The following is a 322-nucleotide window of genomic DNA, read 5'->3' on the forward strand; positions in this document are numbered from 1 at the left end:
CTGCGAAGGGGTGACTCGGCTCGGCTGCTGGGCTCACGCACGCCGCCGCTTTGTCGACGCCAGCAAGGTGCTGCCTGCCGGCAAGCACGGCCGCGCCCACGAAGCGCTGGCCTTGATCGGCAAGCTCTACGCCATCGAGCGGGATGCGCGCGAACTGAACGACGCCGAGCGGCTGGCGCAACGCCAGAGCCGAAGCCGTGCGGTACTCGACGAACTGCGTCGATGGCTCGACCAGATGCTCCCCACCGTACCGCCCACCTCGGTGCTCGGCGGCGCACTGGGCTACCTGCATCGGCAGTGGCCACGCCTGATCCCCTACCTC

Annotated in this window: 1 protein-coding gene; it reads left to right on the forward strand. The window is 69.6% G+C overall.

Going from position 1 to position 322, the window contains the following annotated elements:
• Positions 1-322 (forward strand): IS66 family transposase (locus M622_RS23395; protein ID WP_021247992.1); only part of this gene is annotated, 322 nt, incomplete at both ends.

It is taken from the genome of Thauera terpenica 58Eu, from assembly GCF_000443165.1.
Taxonomy (GTDB): domain Bacteria; phylum Pseudomonadota; class Gammaproteobacteria; order Burkholderiales; family Rhodocyclaceae; genus Thauera; species Thauera terpenica.